At 70.3% G+C, this 15,541-nt stretch carries 18 protein-coding genes; 7 read left to right on the top strand and 11 right to left on the bottom strand.

The window, feature by feature from the left end; all coding sequences use genetic code 11:
• Positions 1-53 precede the first annotated feature (53 nt).
• Positions 54-1,055 carry a KpsF/GutQ family sugar-phosphate isomerase gene (locus AC1PK7_RS07160; protein WP_481100320.1) on the bottom strand — a complete coding sequence of 334 codons (1,002 nt, stop codon included), beginning with the start codon at positions 1,053-1,055 and terminating at the stop codon, positions 54-56.
• Positions 1,056-1,107: 52 nt separating this feature from the next.
• Between AC1PK7_RS07160 and AC1PK7_RS07165 the strand changes: the two genes are divergently transcribed.
• Genes AC1PK7_RS07165 through AC1PK7_RS07175 form a run of 3 tightly spaced genes read left to right on the top strand, consistent with a single transcriptional unit; the run spans position 1,108 to position 2,982 of the window.
• Positions 1,108-1,350 carry a BolA family protein gene (locus AC1PK7_RS07165; RefSeq protein ID WP_017910668.1) on the top strand — a complete coding sequence of 81 codons (243 nt, stop codon included), beginning with the start codon at positions 1,108-1,110 and terminating at the stop codon, positions 1,348-1,350.
• Between the two features lie 46 nt (positions 1,351-1,396).
• The gene (gene murA / locus AC1PK7_RS07170; protein ID WP_010344097.1) at positions 1,397-2,671 is read left to right on the top strand and encodes a UDP-N-acetylglucosamine 1-carboxyvinyltransferase; all 1,275 of its coding nucleotides are present in this window, start codon (positions 1,397-1,399) and stop codon (positions 2,669-2,671) included.
• On the top strand, positions 2,668-2,982 hold the full coding sequence (locus tag AC1PK7_RS07175; protein ID WP_010344096.1) for a hypothetical protein: 315 nt from the start codon (positions 2,668-2,670) through the stop codon (positions 2,980-2,982). Before murA ends, AC1PK7_RS07175 begins: the two co-directional genes overlap by 4 nt.
• 402 nt (positions 2,983-3,384) lie before the next feature.
• Here the strand turns inward: AC1PK7_RS07175 and AC1PK7_RS07180 are convergent, their stop codons facing one another.
• The 6 genes from AC1PK7_RS07180 to purM form a co-directional block, all read right to left on the bottom strand.
• The gene (locus AC1PK7_RS07180; protein ID WP_481100321.1) at positions 3,385-4,068 is read right to left on the bottom strand and encodes a DUF3108 domain-containing protein; all 684 of its coding nucleotides are present in this window, start codon (positions 4,066-4,068) and stop codon (positions 3,385-3,387) included.
• A 2-nt stretch (positions 4,069-4,070) separates the two neighbouring features.
• Positions 4,071-4,916, bottom strand: coding sequence for a DUF3108 domain-containing protein (locus AC1PK7_RS07185; RefSeq protein WP_481100322.1), 846 nt, complete (start codon positions 4,914-4,916; stop codon positions 4,071-4,073).
• A 66-nt stretch (positions 4,917-4,982) separates the two neighbouring features.
• Entirely contained in the window at positions 4,983-5,636 is a 654-nt protein-coding gene (gene purN, locus AC1PK7_RS07190; protein ID WP_481100323.1) for a phosphoribosylglycinamide formyltransferase, read from the bottom strand.
• A complete protein-coding gene (locus AC1PK7_RS07195) occupies positions 5,633-6,079 on the bottom strand; it encodes a hypothetical protein (RefSeq protein ID WP_481100324.1) in 447 nt (148 codons plus the stop codon). Before AC1PK7_RS07195 ends, purN begins: the two co-directional genes overlap by 4 nt.
• Positions 6,080-6,087: 8 nt before the next feature.
• Complete coding sequence (locus tag AC1PK7_RS07200; RefSeq protein ID WP_481100325.1) at positions 6,088-6,717, bottom strand: DUF2238 domain-containing protein; 630 nt, start codon at positions 6,715-6,717, stop codon at positions 6,088-6,090.
• Between the two features lie 5 nt (positions 6,718-6,722).
• A complete protein-coding gene (purM, locus tag AC1PK7_RS07205) occupies positions 6,723-7,781 on the bottom strand; it encodes a phosphoribosylformylglycinamidine cyclo-ligase (protein WP_481070626.1) in 1,059 nt (352 codons plus the stop codon).
• Positions 7,782-7,887: 106 nt separating this feature from the next.
• On the opposite strand from purM, the gene AC1PK7_RS07210 reads away from it, so the two are divergent.
• The 3 genes from AC1PK7_RS07210 to hda are packed head-to-tail and all read left to right on the top strand — an operon-like array spanning position 7,888 to position 10,873.
• A complete protein-coding gene (locus AC1PK7_RS07210) occupies positions 7,888-8,991 on the top strand; it encodes a DUF2066 domain-containing protein (protein WP_481100326.1) in 1,104 nt (367 codons plus the stop codon).
• Entirely contained in the window at positions 8,988-10,157 is a 1,170-nt protein-coding gene (locus AC1PK7_RS07215; RefSeq protein ID WP_010344087.1) for an AI-2E family transporter, read from the top strand. Before AC1PK7_RS07210 ends, AC1PK7_RS07215 begins: the two co-directional genes overlap by 4 nt.
• A complete protein-coding gene (gene hda / locus AC1PK7_RS07220) occupies positions 10,154-10,873 on the top strand; it encodes a DnaA regulatory inactivator Hda (RefSeq protein ID WP_481100327.1) in 720 nt (239 codons plus the stop codon). Before AC1PK7_RS07215 ends, hda begins: the two co-directional genes overlap by 4 nt.
• Positions 10,874-11,022: 149 nt before the next feature.
• Here the strand turns inward: hda and murU are convergent, their stop codons facing one another.
• The 4 genes from murU to AC1PK7_RS07240 all read right to left on the bottom strand — a co-directional run bounded on the left by murU (position 11,023) and on the right by AC1PK7_RS07240 (position 14,871).
• Positions 11,023-11,763, bottom strand: a complete 741-nt coding sequence (murU, locus tag AC1PK7_RS07225) for an N-acetylmuramate alpha-1-phosphate uridylyltransferase MurU (RefSeq protein WP_481100328.1) — start codon at positions 11,761-11,763, stop codon at positions 11,023-11,025.
• Complete coding sequence (locus AC1PK7_RS07230) at positions 11,760-12,788, bottom strand: aminoglycoside phosphotransferase family protein (protein WP_481100329.1); 1,029 nt, start codon at positions 12,786-12,788, stop codon at positions 11,760-11,762. The genes murU and AC1PK7_RS07230 overlap by 4 nt, the downstream gene beginning before the upstream one ends.
• 73 nt (positions 12,789-12,861) lie before the next feature.
• On the bottom strand, positions 12,862-13,131 hold the full coding sequence (locus tag AC1PK7_RS07235; protein WP_010344083.1) for a GlsB/YeaQ/YmgE family stress response membrane protein: 270 nt from the start codon (positions 13,129-13,131) through the stop codon (positions 12,862-12,864).
• 249 nt (positions 13,132-13,380) lie between these two features.
• Entirely contained in the window at positions 13,381-14,871 is a 1,491-nt protein-coding gene (locus AC1PK7_RS07240) for a M20 family metallopeptidase (RefSeq protein WP_481100330.1), read from the bottom strand.
• A gap of 204 nt (positions 14,872-15,075) precedes the next feature.
• Between AC1PK7_RS07240 and AC1PK7_RS07245 the strand changes: the two genes are divergently transcribed.
• Positions 15,076-15,408 carry a ComEA family DNA-binding protein gene (locus AC1PK7_RS07245; protein WP_010344081.1) on the top strand — a complete coding sequence of 111 codons (333 nt, stop codon included), beginning with the start codon at positions 15,076-15,078 and terminating at the stop codon, positions 15,406-15,408.
• The last annotated feature ends 133 nt before the right edge of the window (positions 15,409-15,541 follow it).

The following is a 15,541-nucleotide window of genomic DNA, read 5'->3' on the forward strand; positions in this document are numbered from 1 at the left end:
GCGGCCAGGGCCAGCGGCGTGGGGCACCGCGGGCAGTGAACAGGTTCAGCCTGTTAAACCACTCTGGCGCGCAACAGGTCGTGAATGTTGAGCGCGCCGACCGCGCGGCCGGCCGCGTCGACCACGATCAGGCCGTTGATCTGGTGGGTCTCCATCAGCCGGGCGGCCTCGGCGGCGAGCTGGTCGGCGCCGATGGTGCGCGGCTGCCGGGTCATCACCTCGGCGATGCGGGTCTGGCGCACGTCCAGCGCGCTGTCCAGGGCCCGGCGCAGGTCGCCGTCGGTGAACAGCCCGAGCAGGCGATCGTCGGCGTCGACCACCGCGGTCATGCCCAGGCGCTTGCGGCTCATCTCCACCAGCGCCTCGCTGAGGCTGGCGTCCTCGCGCACCTTGGGCAGTTCGTCGCCGCGGTGCATGACGTCGGTGATGTGCAGCAACAGGCGGCGGCCGAGGCTGCCGGCCGGGTGCGAGCGGGCGAAGTCGTCGGCGGTGAAGCCGCGTGCGTCCAGCAGCGCCACTGCCAGCGCATCGCCCAGCGCCAGCGAGGCGGTGGTGCTGGAGGTCGGCGCCAGGTCCAGCGGGCAGGCTTCGGCCGGCACGCTGACGTCCAGGTGCAGGTCGGCCTCGCGCGCCAGCGTGGACTGTGCACGGCCGGTCATCGCGATCACCGCGTTGCCCTGGCGCTTGAGCACCGGCAGCAGCATCAGGATCTCGTCGGACTCGCCGGAGTAGGACAGCGCCAGGACCACGTCGGCGTCGGTGATCATGCCCAGGTCGCCGTGCCCGGCCTCGCCCGGGTGCACGAAGAACGCCGGGGTGCCGGTGGAGGCGAGGGTGGCGGCGATCTTGCGCGCGACGTGGCCGGACTTGCCCATGCCGGTGGCGACCACGCGCCCGCGCGAATCCAGGATCAACCGGCAGGCGGCGGCGAAGTCGGCGCCGATGCGGGCGCCGACCGCCGCCAGCGCGGCCTGTTCGATCTCGACCACGCGACGGCCGCTGGCGACCAGGCCGGCGTCGTCGGGCATCGTGGGAGACAGGGGCGATACATCCATGCGGGTGCCGGTCGGAGGGTAGAATGGCCGATCATTTTATTAGGAAAGCCCGGTGGACGCCGAAACCATCCGTAAACTCATCGAGGCCGGCCTGCCGGACGCGCAGGTGCAGGTGCAGGGCGACGACGGCGTGCACTTCGAGGCCACCGTGGTCAGCGCCGCCTTCGCCGGCAAGCTGCCGCTGGCCCGCCACCGCATGGTCTACGCCACCCTGGGCGAGCTGATGGGCGGGGCGATCCACGCGCTGGCCCTGACCACCCTGACCCCCGAGCAGGCCGGGCGCGCCGCCGGCTGAGCCGCCGCGCGCCCGTTTCTCCCCTTTCAATTCCCCCACGAGACCCATGGCCAAAATCGTAGTGACCGGCGGCAACGCGCTGCACGGTGAAGTGAACATTTCCGGCGCCAAGAACGCCGTGCTGCCGATCCTCTGCGCGACCCTGCTGGCCGATGCGCCGGTGGAGATCACCAACGTGCCGCAACTGCACGACGTGATCACCACGGTGAAGCTGCTCGGCGAGCTGGGCGCGGAAGTCACCATCGACGAAGGCACGCTGTCGCGCGGTAGCGCGATCACCGTCGACCCGCGCAAGGTCCACCAGCACGTCGCCCCGTACGAACTGGTGCGCACCATGCGCGCCTCGATCCTGGTGCTGGGCCCGCTGCTGGCCAAGTTCGGCGCGGCCGAAGTGTCGCTGCCGGGCGGCTGCGCGATCGGTTCGCGGCCGGTCGACCAGCACATCAAGGGCCTGCAGGCGCTGGGCGCGGAGATCAGTGTCGAGAACGGCTACATCAAGGCCAGCAGCAACGGCCGGCTCAAGGGCGGCCGCTACGTGTTCGACATGGTCAGCGTCACCGGCACCGAGAACGTGCTGATGGCCGCGGCCCTGGCCGACGGCACCACCGTGCTGGAGAACGCGGCGATGGAGCCGGAGGTCAGCGACCTGGCCGACTGCCTGATCGCGCTGGGCGCGAAGATCGAAGGCGCCGGCACCTCGCGCATCGTCGTGCACGGCGTGGAGCGCCTGTCCGGCGGCCGCCACGCGGTGCTGCCGGACCGTATCGAGACCGGCACCTTCCTGGTCGCCGCGGCGATGACCGGCGGCAGCGTCACCGTGCGCCGCGCGCGCGCCGACACCCTCGACGCAGTGTTGGACAAGCTCACCGAGGCCGGCGCCAGCATCGAGACCGGCGAGGACTGGATCCGCCTGGACATGCACGGCAAGCGCCCGCGCGCGGTCAGCCTGACCACCGCGCCGTACCCGGCGTTCCCCACCGACATGCAGGCGCAGTTCATGGCGCTCAACTGCGTGGCCGACGGCGTCGGCGTGATCAACGAAACGATCTTCGAGAACCGTTTCATGCACGTCAACGAACTGCTGCGCCTGGGCGCGGACATCCAGATCGAAGGGCACACCGCGATCGTGCGCGGCGCCGAGCGGCTCAGCGGCGCGCCGGTGATGGCCACCGACCTGCGCGCCTCGGCCTCGCTGATCCTGGCCGGCCTGGTCGCCGACGGCGACACCACCATCGACCGCATCTACCACCTGGACCGGGGGTACGAGAACATCGAGGAGAAGCTGGGGGCGCTGGGCGCGTCCATCCGGCGCGTCGCATGATCCTCAGCGGCCGCTTCAGCCGCCGGCGCAAAGTGTTGCTGGCGATCGTGGTGGTGCTGCTGGCCTGGGTCGGCTATGCCTGGTACACCGGCATCGCCATCACCCAGGGCATCGAGGAGCGTGACATGGACTGGAACGGCGACGGCCAGGTCACCCGCGACGAGATCTGGCAGTCGTTCTACGCGGTCGGCGTCAGCCGCACCCAGAACGGCCCGCGCGAGTGCAGCACGTTCTACTGGCGCAGCACCGGCGCGCAGATCCGCGTGGATTGCCGCACCACCTTCAAGGCCGCGCCGGCGGAGAAGAAGTAACGGCGTGGGGCAGGGCGCCGCCCAGGTGGCGCCCGCGTGGGGAGTGCTGCAGAGAAAGGCCCGTCGGTCGTCACGGTCCATGTGCCGTGGATAGGAGTCGACGCGCGCCGCTTGAGGTCTCCTGCAAATCGCCAGCTGGTTTCCGCAAGACGATTCGCATCCGCGCGTCGGGGCTGAAGCCCCTCCCACATGGGAAGCACCACGGGCAGGGAACTGCTGTTGCGATTCCCGAATCCCAAATCCCGGCTCAGCGCGTCGCGGCTGAAGCCGCTCCTACATGGGAAAAACCCCAGGCGGGGAGCCGCTGTTGCGATTCCCCAATCCCAGCCCTCACACGGGAACGATCACGCGCGGGGAACCGCTTTCACGATTCCCCAATCCCCATTCCCCAATCCCGGCTCTTCAGCGCAACGCCTTGATCGTCAGGTCCAGTGCGTCCTGGCCGTTCTCGCGTTGCAGGATGCGCACCGGCACCGGCATGTCCGGCACGATCCAGGCCACGATTTCCTTGGAGCCGTCGGTGCGGCTGACCTTGGTCGCCTGTTCGGTCTTGCCGTTGACGGTGACCGCTTCCTTGCCGGCGATGCGGTAGGTCATCGGCTTGGCGCGGCCCTCGTCGACCATGCGGTAGCTCGGGGTCTTGCCGGCGTTGACGTCGCGCGCGATCGCCAGGTTGATCAGCAGCGCGTCCATGTCGCCCGGCTGCAGCTTCACCGGGCCGCGGCGGTCGGCCTTGAGGTCGCCGCCCCAGGTCGCCTGGCCGGTGTTCCAGTCGTAGTTGGCGGTCACCGCCTTCTTCTTGATCAGGAACACCGAGCGGTCGTCGCTGCTGAGCGGACGCAACTGCCCGCCCTTTTCCTCGAACACGGTGCTCTGGCTGAGGTCGGCGACCTGGTTCTTGATCGCCAGGCTGTAGCGCCAGCGGTCGCCGCCTTGCTTGGCCAGGGTCATCACGCCGTTGGCCTGCATGCCCATGTAGCTGGCCTGGTAGTCCGCGGTGAACGGCTCCAGGGCCAGGGCGGGCAGGCTGGCGGTGGCCAGCAGGGCAGCGGCGAGGGCGGTCAGCGGGCGGGCGATGCGGGTCATGGTCAGGCTCCTTGGTATTCGGTCAGGCGCAGGTCGATGCGGTCTTCGCCGTCTTCGCGCTGCAGGATGCGCACCGGCGTCGGCACGCCGTTGGCGATCCACAGGATGGTCTCATTGCGGCCGCCGTTGGTGCGCGACACCCGCAATGCGTCGTAGCTGATGTCGCCGACCTGCACGGTCTCGGTCTGGTCGGCGGCGCGGTACACATGTTCGCGTACCCGGCCGACGTCGACGAACCGATAGGTCATGGTCTTGCCAGGTTGCGCGTCGCGCATCAGCGAGAGGTTGAGCAGCAGCGCGCTCTGGTCGCCGGGCTGCAGCGGGATCGGCGCCTGCCGGTCCTTCTTCAGGTCGCCGTCCCAGCGCGCCACGCCCTGCTTCCAGTCGTACACGCCGGTAACCTTCTTGCCGAAGAACACCGCCTTCTTGACCGTGCTCTGGCTCTGCGGAACGTAGCGGCCGTCCTCCACCGTGAACACCGTGCTCTGCTCGATGTTCAGGCCAAGGATGCTGGCGAAGCCGCTGCGGCCGTGCACGCCCAGGTCGACCCGCCACTGGTCGCCGCCGGTATGCACCACGTCCATGCGCGCGTCGCCGGCCGGCTTGCCCTTGTACAGGGCGTCGTAGGTGGCGACGAAGGGCTGCAGCGGCGGCGGCGTCCAGGCCTCCGCCGGCAGCACCGGCGCCGCTGCGGCGGCCGGTGCGGGCGTGGCGGTGACGGGCGTGGTCGGAGCAGGAGCAGCCTGCTGCGCGGCCGGCGCCGGCGCGACCTGCGCAGCGACGATGGGCGCCAGCAGGCCGAGGCCGGACGCGACGAGGAGGGCGAACGGACGCGGAGCGAGCTTCATGGGATCGGCTGGCGTGAGCGGAAGGGAAGAAGGGGGGAGGGGCCGCGGACAGGTGCGGCAGCGCATTCAGGGAAGCAGCACGTCGTCGCAATCTAGGCGCAGCGGACTAAACCGGCACTGACCGTCCAGCCACACCTTGCCGTCCCGTTCAGCCAGGCGGCCCGCGGCCGCCAGCCGTAGCACGGCGCACAGCAGCCGGTGTTCGCGCGGCAGCAGGCGCTGCGCCAGGTCGTCCGGGCCATCGCCGGCCTGCACCGGCACCCGTACTTGTGCGATCACCGCGCCGGCATCCAGTTCCGGCACCACGAAATGCACGCTGGCGCCGTGCTCGGCGTCGCCGGCCGCCAAGGCCTGGGCGTGGGTATGCAACCCGCGGTACTTGGGCAGCAGCGAGGGGTGGATGTTGAGCAGGCGTCCGCCGAAACGCTGCACGATGCCGGCGCCGAGGATGCGCATGTAGCCGGCGCAGACCACCCAGTCCGGCTGCGCCGCGGCGACGGCGTCGCCCAGCGCCTGGTCGAACGCGGCGCGGTCGGGGAAGGTCTTGGGCTGGGCCGCCCAGCGGCGATCCGGCGCCACCATCGCCAGCGCCGGCGCTTCGGGGCGATCGCCGAACACCCCGACCACCTCGGCATCGAGGGTGCCGGCGGCGATCGCGGCGAGGATGGCCTGTAGATTGGAGCCGCGGCCGGAGGCGAGCACGGCGAGGCGAAGCGTCATCGGACAGGGTTCCGGAACAGGGCGCCCACCGCGGGGCGTTGCAGCGTCAGCAAGGTGGCGATGCCCAGCGCAGTGCCCAGCGGGAAGCCGAAGCAGGTGATCGCGGCGCCGGCGTAGCACAGCCCCAGCCGGCGACGTTGGCGCAAGGCCTGCGCTACCAGGATGTTGAGGACCAAGGAAAGCAGGATGACGCCCAGCAGGAACGACAGCATCGCGATCGCGATGACGCCACCCTGGGCCTCGTCCGGGCTCTGGCCGACGGCGTTGAGCTGCGCCTCCTCGTGCACGCCGTAGGCCAGGACGGCGCCCACCAGCAGCATCATGACGATCTGCATCCCCGCCATCACGCCATACAAGGTCGACAGGGTGTTCAAGTCGAAGTTGGCGCGCGCCACCTCGGTGTCGGGGTGGCCGCGTGCGGGAAGAGGCGGTGGCAGCGACATCGTCGGTCTCAGCGCGGCGTGGAGGGGAGCGGCGGCGCGGCACGTCGCCATGGCCAGGCGCTGGCGCAGCCCAGCGTGGCCAGCAGCATGTCCATGTGCGCATCCCAGGGATCGCCCTGCTGGCCGTTGTAGGACTCGGCCTGCTCCGGCGACAGCAGCAGCGCGATCAGCCACTCCAGCCATTCGTAGACCAGGCTGGCGCACATGATCGCCATCGTCGCCAGCACGAAGGCCTGCCGCGCCGACAGCGCCGGCCAGCGCTGGCGCGCGTGGTCGCGCAGCGCCGGCGCGAAGCACGCCCCGAACAGCAGGTGGATCAGCCGGTCGGTGTGATTGCGCTGCCAGCCGAACGCCGCACTCGGCGACCAACCGCCGGTCAACGCGCGCAACCATTGGTCGTAGGGCACATTGGAATAGAGCCAGTGCGCGGCGACGTTGTGCACGCTGATGAAGAGGCAGATGGCGGCGAAGTGGCCGGTGCGCAGCGGCCAGCGCCGGTCGTGCCAGACCAGCCAGGCCAGGCCCAGCACCGCCAGGGAGCTGTGCATGGCCTGTTCCGCCGGCCACAGCGGCCGCAGCCAACTGGCGGCGAACACCGCCAGCGCCAGCGCCAGCCAGGCGCGCTTGGCCGCCGCCATGCGGCTCAGCCGATGTGGACGCGTTCGCCAGCGTCCGCGGCGGCCACCACCGCGCCGATCTGCCAGTGCGCCAGGCCCAGGGTGTCCAGGCTGCGCTCCAGCGCGGCCACCTGCGCCGGCGCGGCGACCAGCACGAAGCCGATGCCGCAGTTGAAGGTTCGCCACATCTCGCTGTCGGCCACCGCGCCTTCGCGCTGCAGCCACTCGAACACCGGCGGCAGGGTCCAGGCGCTGGCGCGGATGTCCAGGCCCAGGCCCTCCGGGATGACGCGGATGATGTTCTCGGTCAGGCCGCCGCCGGTGATGTGCGCCATGGCGTGGATGCCTTCGCCCTGTTCGCGCAGCAGCGACAGGATCGGCTTGACGTACAGCGCGGTCGGCGCCATCAGCGCGTCGGCCAGGGCCACGCCACCGACCTGCAGGTCGGCCGGGCGCCCGGCGCGGTCGTAGATGCGGCGGATCAGCGAGTAGCCGTTGGAATGCGGACCGGAGGAGGCGATGCCGATCAGCACGTCGCCCTGGCGCACGCGGGCGCCGTCGAGCAGTTGCGACTTCTCCACCGCGCCGACGGTGAAGCCGGCCAGGTCGTATTCGCCCGGCGGGTACATGTCGGGCATTTCCGCGGTCTCGCCGCCGATCAGCGCGCAGCCGGCCAGCTCGCAGCCGCGGGCGATGCCGCCGACCACCGCCACGGTGGTCTCCACGTCGAGCTTGCCGGTGGCAAAGTAGTCCAGGAAGAACAGTGGCTCGGCGCCCTGCACCAGCACGTCGTTGACGCACATGCCGACCAGATCGATGCCGATGGTGTCGTGGCGGCCGAGCTGCTGCGCCAGCTTCAGCTTGGTGCCGACGCCGTCGGTGCCGGACACCAGGACCGGCTCGCGGTACTTGCCGGACAGGTCGAACAGCGCGCCGAAGCCGCCCAGCCCGCCCATCACCTCGGGGCGGAAACTGCGCTTGACCAGGGGCTTGATGCGTTCGACGACGGCGTTGCCGGCATCGATGTCGACGCCGGCGTCGCGGTAGGTCAACGGGGCGGCGGCGGGGGGCTGGGAAGTGGTCACGGGCGGCGGGGTCGGCGGAAAGGCGGCGATTTTAACAGGCCGCATTGGCGCTAGGCCCGCATTCGGGCAACAATTCGCCCCGGATACGTCGAGTACTGGACCCTTCATGCGCCGCAGCCTTGCCTTCCTCCTGTCTTTCGCGCTGTGCCTGCCTGCCGCGAGCGCCCTGGCCCAGGCCGAGCTGCGCACCGAGGGCGACGTGGCCGGCGCCACCGGCCCCTACGACGCCGAAGTGCCGGTCAACAGCCAGAGCGAGGCCGACCGCAACGGCGCCCTGTCCCGCGCGCTCGGCGTGGTGCTGGGCAAGATCTCCGGCGACAAGGGGGTGATGTCGCGGCCCGGGGTGACCCAGGCGCTGCGCAACGCCAAGACCCTGGTCGACACCTTCGATTACCGCCAGGACCAGGGCACCTCGCCGAGCGGCGCGCCGACCTTCCGCACCATCCTGGTGGCGCGCTTCCGTCCGCAGGACGTGGACGGCCTGGCCGCGGCGCTGGGGCTGCCGGTGTGGCCGCAGCCGCGGCCCAAGCCGGTGGTGTGGCTGGCCATCGACGACGGCAGCGGCCCGCGCCTGGTCGGCGTGCAGCAGTCCAACGCCGCGCGCAGCCTGCTCGATCGCGCGATCGAGCGCGGCTTCCGCCTCGGCCTGCCCACCGGCAACGCCGCCGAGCAGGCCCTGGCCGGAGCGATCTGGCGCCAGGACACCGCCGCGGTGGCCAGCGCCTCGTCGCGCTACAGCCCGCCGATGCAACTGATCGGCAAGCTGTACCGCGGCAAGGCCGGCGGCTGGACCGCGGACTGGACGTTCGTGGATGGCGGCAAGGTGCTGTCGACCTGGTCGGCCAGCGACGCCGATGCGCGCCGCGCCATGGCCAGCGGTGCCGACGGCGCCGCCGACGCACTGGTCAAGCGCTACGCCAAGGCGGTCAGCGCCGGCCCGGCCGGCATCTACCGGGTGGCGATCACCGGCATCCGCAGCGCCGACGACTACCTGCGCGCCTCCGCCGCGCTGCAGAACGCCTCGGTGGTGCGGCGCATCGTGCCGGTCCGCGCCGACGGCGATCGCCTGGAGCTGGACCTGGACCTGCTCAGCGGCGTGTCCGGCCTGAACCGCATGCTCGGCCCGGACGCCGCGCTGCAGCCGGTGGTCGCGCCGGTCGAGGGTCCGGTGATCCTCAACAGCGAGCCGACGGAGTACCGCCTGAAATGACGTTGTCGCCCGAAGCCGAGATCGCGCTGTTCCTGCGCCGCCTGAAATGGACGGCGGTGATCGTTGGCGTGCTGTGGGTGGTGTGGCTGCTGGCGCCGATCCTGACCCCGTTCGTGCTTGCGCTGCTGCTCGGCTGGCTCGGCGACCCGCTGGTGGACCGCCTGGAGCGCGCCGGACGCTCGCGCAACATGGCGGTGACCCTGGTGTTCGTGCTGATGGTGCTGCTGCTGGTGCTGGCGCTGGTGATCCTGGTGCCGATGCTGGAGCGGCAGATCGTCACCTTCATCGACGTGCTGCCGCAGGCGCGCGACTGGTTCATCGGTACCGCGATCCCGTGGGCCGAGCAGAAGACCGGGCTGGAGCTGATGGCCTGGCTGGATCCGGAGCGGCTGATCGACTGGATCCGCGGGCACTGGCAGCAGGCCGGCGGCGTCGCCGCGACCTTCTTCGGCTACCTGTCGCGCTCGGGCTTCGCGATGGTGACCTGGGTGGTCAACCTGGTGCTGCTGCCGATCCTGACCTTCTACTTCCTGCGCGACTGGGACCTGCTGGTCGCGCGCGTGGCCGCCACCATTCCGCGCAACCACGTCGCCACGATCACCCGCCTGGCGCTGCAGTCCAACGAGGTGCTGGGCGCGTTCATCCGTGGCCAGTTCCTGGTGATGCTGGCGCTGGGCGTGATCTACGCCGGCGGCCTGACCTTGGTCGGGCTCAAGCTCGGCCTGTTGATCGGCATCGTCGCCGGCCTGATCAGCTTCATTCCCTACCTGGGCGCGACCACCGGCATCCTGCTGGCGGTACTGGCCGCGCTGGTGCAGGCCAAGGGCTTCGACCTGCAGTTGCTGATCCTGGTCGGCGTGGTGTTCACCGTCGGCCAGTTGCTGGAGAGCTACGTGCTGACCCCGCGCATCGTCGGCGACAAGATCGGCCTGCACCCGGTGGCGGTGATCTTCGCGGTGATGGCCGGCGGCCAGCTGTTCGGCTTCCTCGGCATGCTGCTGGCGTTGCCGGTGGCGGCGGTGGCCAACGTGCTGCTGCACTACCTGCACGAGCAGTACCGGCAGAGCGATCTGTATGCGGGCGAGAAGTCGGCGATCCTGCTGGATACCGCCACCGAGCGCACCACCATCATCGAACTGCCGCCGCGCAGCCCCGACCAGCCGTGAGCGTGCCGCAACTGCCGCTGGCTTTGCGCTATCCGCCGGAACAGCGCCTGGACCGCTATCTGGGCGCGCCGGACGGGCTGCTGGCGCAGCTGCAGGCGGTCGCCGACGGCGCCGCCGACGACTGGGTGTACCTGTCCGGCCCTGCCGGCACCGGCAAGACCCACCTGGCCCTGGCGCTGTGCGCGGCCACCGAACAGGCGGGGCGCAGCGCCGCCTACCTGCCGCTGCAGGCCGCCGCCGGCCGCCTGCGCGATGCGTTGGAAGCACTGGACGGCCGCGATCTGGTCGCCCTCGACGGCCTGGAAGCGATCGCCGGGCAGCGCGAGGACGAGGTGGCACTGTTCGATTTCCACAACCGTGCGCGCAGCGCCGGGGTGACCCTGCTGTACACCGCGCAGGCCATGCCCGACGGCCTGGCGCTCAGCCTGCCGGACCTGCGCTCGCGGCTGTCGCAGTGCACCCGCATCGCGCTGGCGCCGCTGGACGACGCCGGCCGCGCCGCAGTGCTGCGCGAACGCGCCCAGCGCCGCGGCCTGGTGCTGGAGGATGCGGCGATCGACTGGCTACTGACTCATGCCGGCCGCGACCTGGCCGGCCTGATCGGCCTGTTGGAACGCCTGGACCGCGAATCGCTGGCGGCGCAGCGGCGGGTGACGGTCCCGTTTTTGCGTAGGGTGGGAATCGGGAATGGGGAATCGGGAATGGGGAAAACCTGAGATTCCCGCAACCGAAGCCGGACTGCGGCATTCGAGAAAAACCGCGCTTCGCGCCGTGACCGGGCACGGCGCCGCTGATGTTCCGCGTGCCCCGTGCTCGGAATCGGAGTGTTCTGGAGATGCCCGCGTGCCGCCGTGGCGCAGACAACCTATGGGACCTCGGCTTTTCCCATTCCCGATTCCCGACTCCCCATTCCCAGCACCTCATCCAGTTCCGCCAATCGCTGTGGCGTGCCGACATCCGTCCAGCGTCCGTGGTGCCGCAGGCCGTGGAGTCGTCCCTGTTCGGCCTGCGCGCGCAGCAGCGGCACCACCGAGAAACGGGGCGGCACGCCCGGCGCGGTCGGCGCCGGGGCGGCGATGGTCTGCCAGTCGCGCAGCAGGGCAGGGCGGTACATGCCGATGCCGGCGTAGGTGAGCAGCGGGTCGCCGGCGTTGTGCACGTGTCCGTCGTCCTGCAGGGCGAAATCGCCGTGCGCCGCATAGGCTGGCGGATCCACCAGCACCAGTTGCGCCAGGCCGGGCGGCTCGGGAGCCAGCCGGGCGAAATCGAAGTCGGTCCAGATGTCGCCGTTGACCAGCAGGAACGGCGCCTCGCCGAGCAGCGGCAGCGCGTGCAGCATGCCGCCGCCGGTTTCCAGCGGCGTGGCGCCTTCGTAGGAATAGGCGATATGCAGCCCGAACGCGCTGCCGTCGCCGAGCGTCTGCGGGAACTGCTCGGCCAGCCAGGACGTGTTGATCACCACCTCGCGCACGCCCAGCGCAGCGAGCTTGCGCAGGTGCCAGACGATCAGCGGCGTGCCGCCCACCGCCAGCAGCGGCTTGGGCGTGTGCGCGGTCAGCGGCCGCATGCGCTCGCCGAGGCCGGCGGCGAAGATCAGCGCCTTCATGCGCCGGCCGCCGCGCGCTGCGCCAGCGCCGGCTTGATCCGCGTCTGCAGCAACTGCGCCAGCGGCTGCAGGCTGGGGTGCCGCGGCAACGCCTCGTCGAGGTAGGCGATGAAGCGCGGCACGTTGTCCAGGTACCAGGTCTTGCCGTCGCGGTAGTTCAACCGCGCGAAGATGCCCAGGTTCTTCAGGTGGCGCTGGATGCCCATCCACTCGGCGTCGCGCAGGAACTGCGCCAGCGGCGGCACCGGAATGCCGGCCTGCAGCGCGCGCGCGTGGTAGCCGGCCAGCCAGGCGTCCACCCGTGCCAGCGGCCAGCTGACCGTGGTGTCCTTGAACAGGCTGACCGGGTCGTAGGCCACCGGCCCGATCACGCAGTCCTGGAAATCCAGCACCGCCGGGCCGTCGGCCACCGGCATCAGGTTGCGCGGCATGAAGTCGCGATGCACCAGCACCTGCGGCTGCGCCAGCGCGTTGTCCATGAGCTGGCGCTGCACTGCGTGCAGGGCCGCGCGCTCGTCGTCGTCCAGGGGGATCCCCAGGTGGCGTTGCAGGAACCACTCCTCGAACAGCCCGGCATCGCGCTGCAGCAGCGCCTCGCCGAACACGCCCATGCCCGGCGGCGGCGCGATCGCCTGCAGGCGCAGCAACTGGCCGAGCGCAGCGTCGAAGTGCGCGTCCGCCGTGGTCACGTCCAGGCGTTGCGCCAGGGTCGGTTGCCCCAGGTCTTCCAGCAGCAGGAAGCCGGCCTCCGCGTCCTGCGCCAGGATTTCCGGGACCCGCACGCCGCCGCCGTGCAGCAGGGCGTGCATGCGCAGCCACGGCCGCACGTCTTCCAGGTCCGGCGGCGAATCCATCACGATGCGGCTGACGCCGTGGCCGTGGCTGCGCCAGTAGCTGCGCTGGCCGGCATCCACCGAGGCGCGCTCCAGCGTCGCCTGTGCATCGCCCAGCGCCGTGCGTGCCCAGGCCAGGCGGTGTGCGGCGCGTGCCGCAAGGACATCGGGACTGGTCGGGCTGGCGCTCATCGGCAGGCTGCGGCGGAAACGAGCCGCACAGCGTAAACGGGCGCCGCCGCCGTGGCGAGCGGCGCGCCGCGCCTCAGCGCTTGCTGGAGAACAGCCGCAACAAGGCGAGCAGGGCGATGGCGCCGAGCAGCGCACCGAGGAAGCCGGCCGGCTCGCCGCGGCTGTACCAGCCCATGTAGTGGCCGAACCAGCCGGCCAGCAACGCACCGGCGATGCCCAGCAGCACGGTGAACAGGCAGCCGGAGCGCCCGCTGCTGGGGCCGAGGAAACGCGCCAGCAGGCCGACCACGAAGCCCACCAGGATGATGTAGAGCCAGCTGTCGCTGCCGAACAGAGTGTGCATGGGAAGCGTTCCGGACGCGGAAGGGAATCAGCGTCGGATCGTGCCAGATCGACGGTGATGGCGTCGATGCTTGCGTGGGCGGCGCAGGCGGCCCAGCCAGCGGGGCTGGCCGCTCACGCTACCCAGCGATCACGCCACGGATGAGGCGTCGCATCTGGATCGACGCCTCTCCAGCAATAACCCGGGCAGTCAGTTACTCAGGAAGCCGGCTTCGCCAATCCCGAATCCCGACTCCCTAATCCCGGCCCCTCAGCAGCAGCCATGCCCGCCATGCTGCTCGCCGCCGGCCACCGCCGCGCTGCCGGTAGTCTCGCCGCGCAGGCTGGCGGCATGGTGGGAGGCGATCACCCGCGACACGCAGGCGGTGACCCGCTTGCCCATCGGGATGTGCAGGAACTCGTTGGGGCCGTGTGCGTTGGAATGCGGGCCGAGCACGCCGGTGATCATGAACTGCGCGCCGGGGAACTTCTCGCCGAGCATGCCCATGAACGGAATCGAGCCGCCTTCGCCCATGTACATCGCCGGCTTGCCGAACGCCGCCTGCGAGGCCGCTTCGATCGCATCGGTCAGCCACGGCGACTGCGCCGGCGCGTTCCAGCCGGACGAGGACTTCTCCAGCGCCAGCGACACCTCGGCGCCGTACGGCGGGTCGCGCAGCAGCACCTCCTTGAGCAGTTCGCCGGCACGCTTGCCGTCCAGCGTCGGCGGCAGGCGCAGCGACAGCTTCACCGCGGTCTCCGGGCGCAGCACGTTGCCGGCCGAGGCCAGCGGCGGCAGGCCGTCGGCACCGGTCACCGACAGCGCCGGGCGCCAGGTGCGGTTGAGCACCAGCTCGGACAGGTCCTCGTGCATCGGACGCATGCCGGGCAGGAACGGGAACTTGCTGTAGACCTCGTCGCCCAGTACCTCGGCGACCTTGCGCGCCTGCGCCAGCCGCTCCTCGGGGATGTCGGCGTATAAGCCGTCGATCTTGATCTTGCCGGTGGCTTCGTCCTCCAGCCGCGACAGCAGGTCGCGCAGCACGCGGAAGCTCGACGGCACCACGCCGGAGGCGTCGCCCGAGTGCACGCCCTCGCTGAGCACCTTGACGCTGAAGTTGCCGCCGGCCAGGCCGCGCAGCGAGGTCGTGCACCACAGCTGCTCGTAGTTGCCGCAGCCCGAATCCAGGCACACCACCAGCGAGGGCTTGCCGATCCGCGCCGCCAGGTGGTCGACGTAGGCGGGCAGGTCGTAGCTGCCCGATTCCTCGCAGGCCTCGATCAGCACCACGCAGCGCGCGTGCGGGATGCCCTGGTCCTGCAGCGCCTGGATCGCCGCCAGCGAACCGAACAGGGCATAGCCGTCGTCGGCGCCGCCGCGACCGTACAGGCGGTCGCCCTTGAGCACCGGCGTCCACGGGCCCAGATCGGCGTCCCAGCCGGTCATTTCCGGCTGCTTGTCCAGGTGCCCGTACAGCAGCACGGTGTCCTCGCCGGTGGCGTCGCTGCTGGCCGGCACCTCCAGGTAGATCAACGGGGTGCGGCCTTCCAGTTGCACCACCTCCACCTGCAGGCCGGGGATCGCCTGCGCCCGCGCCCAGCGCTCCATCAGCGCCACCGCATCGGCCATATAGCCGTGCGCGACCCAATCGGCGTCGAACATCGGCGATTTGTTGGGGATGCGGATGTAATCGACCAGTTGCGGGACGATGTCGTCATCCCACTTTTCGCTCAGGAAACGGTCGATCTTGGCACTGTCCATGAAAAACTCCGGGGTGATTGCACACGTGTGCAGCCATTCTACGCCCCGGTGCCCGTGTAGGGTTTTTCCTACACGGCGACGCGCCGTTTACCTGCTGTTTGTGACGCGCTCCGACGATAGGCTGTACCCATGTGGCGAGCGATGCTGACCACGCCGGCAGGAAAGGCCGGCGAAGTCCCCATCCAAGTCACAAGGAGCGTTGCCATGCAGTCTTTTATCGTGGTCCTGAAGTCGCTGGTCGTTGCCCTGATGCTGTCCGGTTCCGCGCTCGCCGCGGACAAGGTCAACATCAACTCCGCTGGAGCGGAGGAAATCGACCAGGTGTTGGTGAACGTGGGAGCCGCCAAGGCTCAGGCGATCGTCGACTACCGGCAGGCGCACGGACCTTTCAAGAGCGCCGAGGAACTGGCACTGGTGAAGGGCATCGGACTCAAGACGGTCGAGCGGAACCGCGACCGGATCGATGTGGGCGCCACGAAGGCACCCGCGCCGACAGCCGCCAAGCAGGCAGCTGCCAAGCCGGTGGAAAGGCGTTAAAGGGATTTGCAACGAAAGGATAGGGCCGGCGCTGGATGCGCGGCCGCAGCCTCACTGAGCAGGACGCGAAGGGGGAAGGCAGGAAGCCGACAGGGAGGTACATCGTCGCCCGGCGTTGCACAGTGACGTGCAG

This window comes from Xanthomonas sp. NCPPB 3174 (assembly GCF_056725205.1).

Bases quoted from the DNA above. Each gene is read 5' to 3' on its own strand.
- AC1PK7_RS07160 (WP_481100320.1), bottom strand. From the start codon at position 1,055: ATGGATGTATCGCCCCTGTCTCCCACGATGCCCGACGACGCCGGCCTG.
- AC1PK7_RS07210 (WP_481100326.1), top strand. From the start codon at position 7,888: ATGCGCCGCAGCCTTGCCTTCCTCCTGTCTTTCGCGCTGTGCCTGCCT.
- AC1PK7_RS07195 (WP_481100324.1), bottom strand. From the start codon at position 6,079: ATGTCGCTGCCACCGCCTCTTCCCGCACGCGGCCACCCCGACACCGAG.
- AC1PK7_RS07215 (WP_010344087.1), top strand. From the start codon at position 8,988: ATGACGTTGTCGCCCGAAGCCGAGATCGCGCTGTTCCTGCGCCGCCTG.
- purN (WP_481100323.1), bottom strand. From the start codon at position 5,636: ATGACGCTTCGCCTCGCCGTGCTCGCCTCCGGCCGCGGCTCCAATCTA.
- AC1PK7_RS07230 (WP_481100329.1), bottom strand. From the start codon at position 12,788: ATGAGCGCCAGCCCGACCAGTCCCGATGTCCTTGCGGCACGCGCCGCA.
- murA (WP_010344097.1), top strand. From the start codon at position 1,397: ATGGCCAAAATCGTAGTGACCGGCGGCAACGCGCTGCACGGTGAAGTG.
- murU (WP_481100328.1), bottom strand. From the start codon at position 11,763: ATGAAGGCGCTGATCTTCGCCGCCGGCCTCGGCGAGCGCATGCGGCCG.
- AC1PK7_RS07200 (WP_481100325.1), bottom strand. From the start codon at position 6,717: ATGGCGGCGGCCAAGCGCGCCTGGCTGGCGCTGGCGCTGGCGGTGTTC.
- AC1PK7_RS07175 (WP_010344096.1), top strand. From the start codon at position 2,668: ATGATCCTCAGCGGCCGCTTCAGCCGCCGGCGCAAAGTGTTGCTGGCG.
- AC1PK7_RS07180 (WP_481100321.1), bottom strand. From the start codon at position 4,068: ATGACCCGCATCGCCCGCCCGCTGACCGCCCTCGCCGCTGCCCTGCTG.
- AC1PK7_RS07240 (WP_481100330.1), bottom strand. From the start codon at position 14,871: ATGGACAGTGCCAAGATCGACCGTTTCCTGAGCGAAAAGTGGGATGAC.
- AC1PK7_RS07235 (WP_010344083.1), bottom strand. From the start codon at position 13,131: ATGCACACTCTGTTCGGCAGCGACAGCTGGCTCTACATCATCCTGGTG.
- AC1PK7_RS07245 (WP_010344081.1), top strand. From the start codon at position 15,076: ATGCAGTCTTTTATCGTGGTCCTGAAGTCGCTGGTCGTTGCCCTGATG.
- AC1PK7_RS07185 (WP_481100322.1), bottom strand. From the start codon at position 4,916: ATGAAGCTCGCTCCGCGTCCGTTCGCCCTCCTCGTCGCGTCCGGCCTC.